Source organism: Streptococcus pseudopneumoniae ATCC BAA-960 = CCUG 49455, assembly GCF_002087075.1.
Taxonomy (GTDB): Bacteria; Bacillota; Bacilli; order Lactobacillales; family Streptococcaceae; genus Streptococcus; species Streptococcus pseudopneumoniae.
This window is the reverse complement of sequence record NZ_MWSM01000051.1, coordinates 20,418-28,621: the sequence shown is the minus strand read 5'-3', so window position 1 is coordinate 28,621 and position 8,204 is coordinate 20,418. Positions and strand designations below refer to the sequence as shown.

The 8,204-nt window shown below is 40.7% G+C and carries 8 protein-coding genes and 2 pseudogenes; all 10 read left to right on the top strand.

Features of this window, described 5'->3' with window-relative positions:
- A pseudogene (locus tag B4W83_RS10090) lies at positions 1-150 on the top strand (N-acetylmuramoyl-L-alanine amidase family protein); the annotation flags it as partial.
- Between the two features lie 209 nt (positions 151-359).
- Positions 360-488 (top strand): annotated as a pseudogene (locus tag B4W83_RS10085) (LPXTG cell wall anchor domain-containing protein); the annotation flags it as partial.
- Positions 489-789: 301 nt separating this feature from the next.
- Complete coding sequence (locus tag B4W83_RS10075; protein ID WP_000575602.1) at positions 790-1,563, top strand: TatD family hydrolase; 774 nt, start codon at positions 790-792, stop codon at positions 1,561-1,563.
- Entirely contained in the window at positions 1,563-2,123 is a 561-nt protein-coding gene (rnmV, locus tag B4W83_RS10070) for a ribonuclease M5 (RefSeq protein ID WP_000659998.1), read from the top strand. Before B4W83_RS10075 ends, rnmV begins: the two co-directional genes overlap by 1 nt.
- Positions 2,124-2,194: 71 nt before the next feature.
- Entirely contained in the window at positions 2,195-3,094 is a 900-nt protein-coding gene (locus B4W83_RS10065) for a helix-turn-helix transcriptional regulator (RefSeq protein WP_000904825.1), read from the top strand.
- A 376-nt stretch (positions 3,095-3,470) separates the two neighbouring features.
- Positions 3,471-3,767 (top strand): lactococcin 972 family bacteriocin, encoded by a 297-nt coding sequence (locus B4W83_RS10060; protein WP_000815399.1) that lies wholly within the window; start codon positions 3,471-3,473, stop codon positions 3,765-3,767.
- A gap of 103 nt (positions 3,768-3,870) precedes the next feature.
- Positions 3,871-5,901, top strand: coding sequence for a bacteriocin-associated integral membrane family protein (locus B4W83_RS10055; protein WP_000825240.1), 2,031 nt, complete (start codon positions 3,871-3,873; stop codon positions 5,899-5,901).
- 1 nt (position 5,902) lies between these two features.
- Positions 5,903-6,544 carry an ABC transporter ATP-binding protein gene (locus B4W83_RS10050; RefSeq protein ID WP_000565529.1) on the top strand — a complete coding sequence of 214 codons (642 nt, stop codon included), beginning with the start codon at positions 5,903-5,905 and terminating at the stop codon, positions 6,542-6,544.
- Complete coding sequence (locus B4W83_RS10045) at positions 6,537-6,845, top strand: hypothetical protein (protein ID WP_000333264.1); 309 nt, start codon at positions 6,537-6,539, stop codon at positions 6,843-6,845. The genes B4W83_RS10050 and B4W83_RS10045 overlap by 8 nt, the downstream gene beginning before the upstream one ends.
- A gap of 130 nt (positions 6,846-6,975) precedes the next feature.
- Positions 6,976-7,848, top strand: a complete 873-nt coding sequence (gene rsmA, locus B4W83_RS10040; RefSeq protein ID WP_001216829.1) for a 16S rRNA (adenine(1518)-N(6)/adenine(1519)-N(6))-dimethyltransferase RsmA — start codon at positions 6,976-6,978, stop codon at positions 7,846-7,848.
- Positions 7,849-8,204: the final 356 nt, after the last annotated feature.

Sequence of the window (8,204 nt, the reverse complement as noted above, 5' to 3'; positions counted from 1 at the left end):
TACTACCTCAACAGTAATGGCGATATGAAAGTTAGCCAATGGTTCCAAGTTAGTGGGAAATGGTACTATGTAGATGAATCAGGTATGCTTGCAGTTAATACAACAGTAAACGGCTATAGAGTCAATGCTAATGGTGAATTGGTAAACTAAATCTAACTGAATGAATCTTAATATTATTTTTTGATAGGATATTAAGGCTGAAAATAACTCCATAATCTCTAGCCAGATTTATTCTACTGGAGATTATGGAGTATTTTGTAATATAAGAGATAATGGAAGGATGAGCTAGTAACTCAACATTCTTATATAATAGATTGAATCTAGAGTAGTACATAGTTACTGATGAAAAATCAACTGTTAAAGTGCCTGCTGGCAAATAATTACCTAACACAGGTTCAGCATCAAGTGCAGCACTTGCTAGTCTTGGTCTAGTGGTGGCAACAAGTGGTTTTGCTTTGCTAGGAAGAAAGGCTAGACGTAGAAAATAGGATAGCTAGAAAATTCTATTCTCTACTTAAAGTTAGATTATAAGGGGGATTTGGAGAAATCATCAATCCTAGTGATGGGTGAGAAAAGTGAGAACCCAAGATAATCGCACACTTTAGCTGAAAAGGGATATTCTATCAATGTAACCAGTCTCTTCTGTCTCTAACTGTGGGACAGGAGATGGGTAATATCGAGTAGAAAAGCTAGCAGAATAGTTCTATTGAAGAGAGGAGGGAAACTGAAAAATTGGGTACCCCTCCTCTTTTTTGGTATAATAGAAGATAGAAAACGAGGTTAGAAGAGATGATTTTTGATACACATACACACTTGAATGTAGAAGAATTTGCAGGTCGTGAGGCAGAAGAAATTGCCTTGGCTGCTGAGATGGGTGTGACACAGATGAATATTGTTGGTTTTGATGAACCGACGATTGAGCGTGCCTTGGAGTTGTTAGATGAGTATGACCAGCTCTATGCGACTATTGGTTGGCATCCTACAGAAGCTGGTACTTATACAGAGGAAGTTGAGGCTTACTTGTTGGATAAGTTAAAACATCCCAAGGTTGTGGCTTTAGGTGAAATTGGCTTAGACTACCATTGGATGACAGCGCCCAAAGAGGTGCAGGAGCAGGTTTTTCGCCGTCAGATTCAGCTATCTAAGGACTTGGATTTGCCTTTTGTTGTCCACACCCGTGATGCGCTGGAAGATACCTATGAGATTATCAAGAGCGAGGGAGTTGGCTCTCGAGGTGGTATCATGCATTCATTTTCAGGGACGCTTGAGTGGGCAGAGAAGTTTGTCGAGCTTGGTATGACCATTTCCTTCTCAGGAGTGGTGACTTTCAAGAAAGCAACTGATATCCAAGAAGCAGCTAAAGAGTTACCTTTGGACAAGATTTTGGTGGAGACGGATGCTCCTTACTTGGCTCCTGTACCCAAGCGTGGTCGCGAAAACAAAACAGCCTATACTCGCTATGTGGTGGACTTTATCGCGGATTTGCGTGGCATGACGACAGAAGAGCTAGCGGCAGCAACGACTGCAAATGCAGAGCGAATTTTTGGATTGGACAGCAAGTAATGAAAGAAAAAATTTCCCAAGTCATCGTAGTTGAAGGTCGCGATGATACGGCCAATCTCAAACGTTACTTCGATGTAGAGACCTATGAGACACGAGGTTCTGCCATCAATGAGCAGGATTTAGAACGGATTCAGCGCCTACACCAACGTCATGGAGTCATTGTCTTTACAGACCCAGATTTTAATGGGGAGCGGATTCGTCGCATGATTATGACGACTATTCCAACAGTTCAGCATGCCTTCCTCAAACGAGATGAAGCTGTTCCTAAGTCCAAAACCAAGGGGCGTTCTCTGGGAATTGAGCATGCCAGCTATGAAGACCTGAAAACGGCTCTAGCTCAGGTGACAGAACAATTTGAACATGAGAGTCAGTTTGACATCAGTCGTAGCGACTTGATTCGCCTTGGCTTTCTAGCGGGAGCAGATAGTCGTAAGCGACGAGAATATCTAGGAGAGGCTCTCCGAATCGGCTATTCCAACGGCAAGCAACTCCTCAAACGCTTAGAGTTGTTTGGGATCACATTGGCAGAAGTGGAAGAAGCTATGAAATCTTATGAGTAGGAAAGATGTAGTCGTTACAATTTTTTAAGTTTCACAGTATTTTTCGAAGCAGGTAGAAGAGGAGACGTCTGATGTTAATTGGTCAAAAAATTAAAGAGATTCGGATAGAAAAAGGAATTAGTCGTCCAGATTTTTGTGGAGATGAGCAAGAACTGACAGCTCGTCAACTGTCGCGAATTGAAAGTGGAGCTTCGCAACCGAGTTTGCCCAAGTTAGACTATATTGCTCGCCGGCTAGGAGTTCCAGCTTATAGCCTTATGCCGGATTTTTCAGCTCTTCCTCCTGCTTATTTAGAATTGAAATACCAGATTTTACGTGAACCAATCTATGGTAAAGAAGAGGAGTACGATAAGAAGGAAGCGTGTTTGGAAGAGATTTATAAAATATACTTTGATAATCTTCCTAAAGAAGAACAATTAGCATGTGAAGTATTGCAGGCGTGTTTGGATACTTCTAGAACTAGAAGGCCTGAATATGCAGAGTTAATACTTGAGGAACATATGCCTCAGATCATAGAAAAAGAAGTTTATTCAACAAATGATATGTTGTTGATTCGTTTGTTTTTTTATCAAATGCTCATTAGAAAAGATCTTGCCAAATTTATAAATCAAATCGAAAAGCTAATGCTCTTTCTTTTGGAACAGAAGAAGGTAACTCAAATAGAGAATTACTTTATAATTAGAGATACTCTTATTTCAGGAATGTGTTGTCTTGAAAAGGTAGGAGTAACTGATTGTTTTAATGATTATCTATCGTGTTTACAAGAAATTATGGATAAAACTCAAGATTATCAAAAGAAACCTCTTGTATTTATGTTTTTGTGGAAGCAAGCATTAAGAGAAGAAAGAGATTTTAGTTTAGCTGAATCATTTTATCAGTCTTCTAAAACATTTGCGCAGCTAATTGGAGATGAATTTCTAGTAAAGAAATTGACAGAGGAATGGCAAGAGGATGTCAAAAAATATTTATAAACATAGTGAATCAGTGACAAAAATGTCCCTGTTCTCGCATCAAAACAGTTCTAAAGTTCGTCTTTAGGACTGTTTTTTTAGATATAAGCTAAAAATAATATGAAAGAATTAGATTTTAAGGACATTGGTGTCCTTGGAGTTTATTGATATAAGTTTTATAATAGATGACATAGAAATAAGGAGGTGTGATATGTTTGGTTTTATCATGTTTTTAACATATTTTAGTTTTGGAGATTGGTGGCACGGATAGAAAGGAGAATGTAATGAGGTGTTGCTTTGAAAAGGTCTATGATCCATGACTTAGTTTTACTTGAATAGAAAATAGACAATATATAATAAATATTTATGATATAATAAAAAATAGAGGAGTATCAATATGAAACAAACAGTTAAAAAATTAGCCCTTGTAGCGAGTCTTGTAGCAACATTAGGTGGAGGAGTAGCAGTAGTATCGGCCGCGGTTAAGTATCCAGGTGGTGGTGTCTGGACGTATGGTTCGGCTAACGGAGGTGCTTACTCAAACTACTATCACCCCTCAAAATACCATAGTTCAACAGTTTCTAGCAGATGGAATAGTTCATCTGATAAGGGATATGCTGATGCAGGAGGAACATCTCGAGCTTGGATTCGTACTGCGTGGGGCGAGCAAGTAAGCTTTTATTATGATTATTAAAAATTATACACGAGAAAGTAAAAACATTTCTGGGTGAGTTGATAACAATGCTTTACTTGGTCATCTCTCTAGCAGGTGACCAAGTAACTTTTTGGAGGAAATGATGAAACGTTTATTTATTTTGATTTCAATGGTATTGGTATCGCTTTATATGGTGATAACTTCCGTTGACCATCGAGAAGAGATTTTATTTGGTAACTATCCCTCTGTTGATGTGATGGGTACTGGGCTAGACCAATCAGTAGCTGATCGAGAAAAACTGACAGAGGCTTTGAGTCACTTGGCGGTAGAGCACAATAGTCTCATCGCTCGTCGGATTGTTGAGCCAAATGAAGCTGGAGAAACACGCTTTACCTATGCCACTTATGGTCAGGGAGAGTTTCCAGAAGGTTTGACCATTTCCTCCAAGGAGAGTGCAGAAACGAGTGATTTATTAGGGTCTTACTTGATTGTGTCAGGGAGTTTGGATGGAGTGAGCTTACAGACCGCCCTGCAAGAACTTGGTTATAATGGTGTTGTCTCGAATAGAACAGAGGCATTTTCGATGGTCGTCCTCTTGGCTGCTACCCCAATGGGGCTACTGAGTCTAGCCATTTTTCTGCTGACCTTTATGAGTCTGACCCTGATTTATCGGATCAAGTCCCTTCGTCAGGCAGGGATTCGCTTAATCGCTGGTGAGAGCTTGTTTGGGGTGGCTCTTAGACCAGTGTTAGAAGATGTGAGACAGCTTATCTGCTCAGTGCTGCTATCCAGTCTTTTGGGATTGGGGATTCTCTGGTATCAAGGTGCCTTATTTATGGCAACGGTGCAACTGGTCATCATTGCTCTTCTACTTTATGGATTGACCTTGGCAGGGCTTTCTACCTTACTAAGTGTCGTGTATCTATTTGGTTTACAGGAAAATAGTCTGGTGGATCTATTGAAAGGGAAACTCCCTCTCAAACGTATGATGACATTGATGATGGTGGGGCAACTCTTGGCCGTGCTGGTTGTCGGATCGAGTGCGACTACTCTCCTACCCCACTACCGTGAAATGCAGGAGATGGAGAAGGCAAGCGATAAATGGAGTCAGTCCTCAGACCGTTACCGTCTATCCTTTGGTTGGTCTAGTGCATTTGCCGATGAAGAAGGAATGCGTAAGGATAATCGTGAGTGGCAGACATTTACTGAAGAACGGTTAGCCAATACAGACTCTTTTTATATTGTGAGCAATGTTGACAATTTCTCAGATGGAGCAGAAGTGGACCTAGATGGCAATCGTCTCAGTGACTACACACCGTCAGGGAATGTTATCTATGTCTCACCGCGCTATCTGATAGAAGAAAAGATTACCGTTTCTTCAGAGTTTATGGATAAGATGCAAAACTTGTCTGAGGGAGAGTTTGGGCTGATTTTGCCTGAGAGCTTGCGAGAGCAGTCTGTCTACTATCAAAGATTATTTACAGATTACCTGCAAAGATTTTCATCTGAAAGTGTAGAAGTGACGAGTCAGAAACACTACCTCCCACAGCTAAGGCTAGATTTTACAGAAACAGGACAGGAACGCTTCCTCTATAATGATGGGTACAAGACAACACGTCAGTACCTAAAAGATCCGATTATTGTAGTTCTAACGCCGCAAGCGACTGGAACAAGACCTGTTGCAGGGATGTTGTGGGGAACTACGGCTAATAGTGCCTTGAAACTAGATCGATATGGAGACAGCATTACCGCTCTAAAAGAGCAAGGTCTGTATCACAAGGTCTCTTACTTGGTAAAAAGCCAGCTATTTTTTGCAAAGGTACTAAATGACAAACGGGTGGAGTTTTACTCTCTCCTTATTGGAACGATTTTGACCCTGTCTACGGCTATCTTGTTATTTGATTCCATGAATCTTCTCTATTTTGAGCAGTTCAGACGGGAGCTTATGATTAAACGTCTTGCTGGTATGACAATCTATGAGCTTCATGGCAAGTATTTACTGGCGCAAGGAGGAGTTCTCTTGCTTGGCTTAGTCCTATCTAGTATTTTGACAAGAGATGGTTTGATTAGCGCTCTAGTTGTAGCTTTGTTTACGCTTAACGCCCTCTTGATTTTAGTAAGGCAGGACAAAAAAGAAGAAGCTGGTAGCATGGCAGTATTGAAAGGAAAATAAGATGATTGATATTCAAGGATTGGAAAAGAAGTTTAATGACCGTGCGATTTTCTCTGGTTTAAATCTCAAGCTGGAGAAGGGCAAGGTCTATGCCTTAATCGGGAAGAGTGGGAGCGGAAAGACGACGCTGCTGAATATCTTAGGCAAACTAGAAAAGATAGATGGAGGAAGGGTTCTCTATCAGGGGAAAGATTTAAAAACCATTCCCACTCGTGAGTATTTTCGAGACCAGATGGGCTATCTCTTTCAAAATTTTGGCCTCTTAGAAAACCAATCAATCAAAGAGAATTTGGATTTGGGCTTTGTTGGTCAGAAAATCTCAAAAGTAGAACGTTTGGAAAGGCAAGTGGAGGCTTTAGAAAAAGTTAATCTAGGATATTTGGATCTAGAACAAAAAATCTATACTTTATCTGGGGGAGAGGCTCAGCGAGTTGCCCTTGCGAAGACTATTTTGAAAAATCCACCCTTGATTTTGGCAGATGAACCAACAGCAGCTCTTGATCCTGAAAATTCAGAGGAGGTTATGAATCTCTTGGTGGGCTTGAAAGATGAAAATCGAATGATCATCATTGCGACCCATAATCCCCTAGTCTGGAATAAGGCCGATGAAATCATTGATATGAGGGAGCTTGCTCATGTGTGAAAAAATCCGTATTCGCAGGGTATCTGATTATCCGAGTGCCAGAGGTGGTTTAGAAGACATCCTCATCATGGAAAATATGACCAATCATCTCCTTTTAGTTCAAATCCGAGTGAATGGCTATTTGCTTGATTTTGCTAGCATTGAAGGGCAAAGGCAAAAGCATTATCGTTTGAAAAATTTACCTCAAACGGTTGAACTGACAGTGGACGACGTGGAGGAGGATGTAGATTTGACCCTACCTGAAAATCGAAGTTATCAAGAAGCTGATTTTTTTGAACGTATGTTTCGAGAGAACCGCTAAGTCCCCTTTTAAAGATTTTCAAGACTATCTTTCTTCACGAGGAAAGATAGTTTTTTGGTATGATTTTCACCCCCAAAATACAAGGGGAATGTGTTACAATAGTAGTAACAGATAATAGAAAAGAGAATAGATGAGAATTGCAGATTATAGCGTGACCAAGGCAGTGCTGGAGCGTCACGGTTTTACCTTTAAAAAGTCCTTTGGGCAAAATTTCCTGACGGATACCAATATCCTTCAAAAGATTGTGGATACGGCTGAGATTGATGACCAGGTCAATGTCATCGAAATCGGGCCAGGTATTGGTGCCTTGACGGAGTTTCTGGCTGAGTGTGCAGCCCAAGTCATGGCTTTTGAGATTGACCACCGTTTGGTGCCAATTTTGGCAGATACCTTGCGTGATTTTGATAATGTGACCGTGGTCAACGAGGACATTCTCAAGGTCGATTTGGCGAAATATATCCAGAATTTTAAAAATCCTGACTTGCCAATCAAGGTAGTGGCTAATTTGCCCTACTACATCACGACGCCTATTCTCATGCACTTGATTGAGAGTGGCATTCCTTTTAGTGAGTTTGTCGTCATGATGCAAAAAGAAGTGGCGGATCGCATCTCCGCTCAACCAAATACCAAGGCTTATGGTAGCTTGTCGATTGCGGTGCAGTATTACATGACAGCCAAGGTTGCCTTTATCGTGCCTCGTACGGTATTTGTGCCAGCGCCAAACGTGGACTCTGCTATTTTGAAAATGGTGCGCCGTCCAGAGCCAGCTGTAGAAGTAGAAGATGAGAACTTCTTCTTTAAGGTTTCCAAGGCTAGTTTCACCCATCGCCGCAAGACCTTATGGAATAACCTGACAGGTTACTTTGGCAAGACTGAGGAAGTCAAGGACAAGCTGACCAAGGCTTTGGATCAAGCAGGCTTGTCACCAAGTGTGCGTGGGGAAGCTCTCAGCTTGGAAGAGTTTGCCAGTCTAGCAGATGCACTTAAAGGGCAAGGGCTCTAAGATGCAGGGACAAAAACTTAATTTTAGTAAAAAATGAAGTAGATCTTTCTATGATAAAACGCATATTATCAAGGTTTTCCAACACCTGATAATATGCGTTTCTCTGATTTTAAAGACTTTTGTCCCAGCATTTTGGTATATATAGTAGATTGAAATAAGATATGAACAAAGAGATTAGGAAAGTCAAATTAATTTCTAGAAACGTTTTAGAATCCTTAGTTTACTATTTCTAGGTTCAATCCACTATAGTTCGTATTAAATCAATGAATCAGTAGTTGATTGGGCACTTCATTAGATTTTTAAACTCGTGAAATACCTGATTAGCCTTGTGGGGCTGGACCAACGAAATCGAGTCT

Excerpts from the sequence above, each read along its gene's own strand:
- B4W83_RS10075 (WP_000575602.1), top strand. The coding sequence starts at position 790 with ATGATTTTTGATACACATACACACTTGAATGTAGAAGAATTTGCAGGT.
- rnmV (WP_000659998.1), top strand. The coding sequence starts at position 1,563 with ATGAAAGAAAAAATTTCCCAAGTCATCGTAGTTGAAGGTCGCGATGAT.
- B4W83_RS10065 (WP_000904825.1), top strand. The coding sequence starts at position 2,195 with ATGTTAATTGGTCAAAAAATTAAAGAGATTCGGATAGAAAAAGGAATT.
- B4W83_RS10060 (WP_000815399.1), top strand. The coding sequence starts at position 3,471 with ATGAAACAAACAGTTAAAAAATTAGCCCTTGTAGCGAGTCTTGTAGCA.
- B4W83_RS10055 (WP_000825240.1), top strand. The coding sequence starts at position 3,871 with ATGAAACGTTTATTTATTTTGATTTCAATGGTATTGGTATCGCTTTAT.
- B4W83_RS10050 (WP_000565529.1), top strand. The coding sequence starts at position 5,903 with ATGATTGATATTCAAGGATTGGAAAAGAAGTTTAATGACCGTGCGATT.
- B4W83_RS10045 (WP_000333264.1), top strand. The coding sequence starts at position 6,537 with ATGTGTGAAAAAATCCGTATTCGCAGGGTATCTGATTATCCGAGTGCC.
- rsmA (WP_001216829.1), top strand. The coding sequence starts at position 6,976 with ATGAGAATTGCAGATTATAGCGTGACCAAGGCAGTGCTGGAGCGTCAC.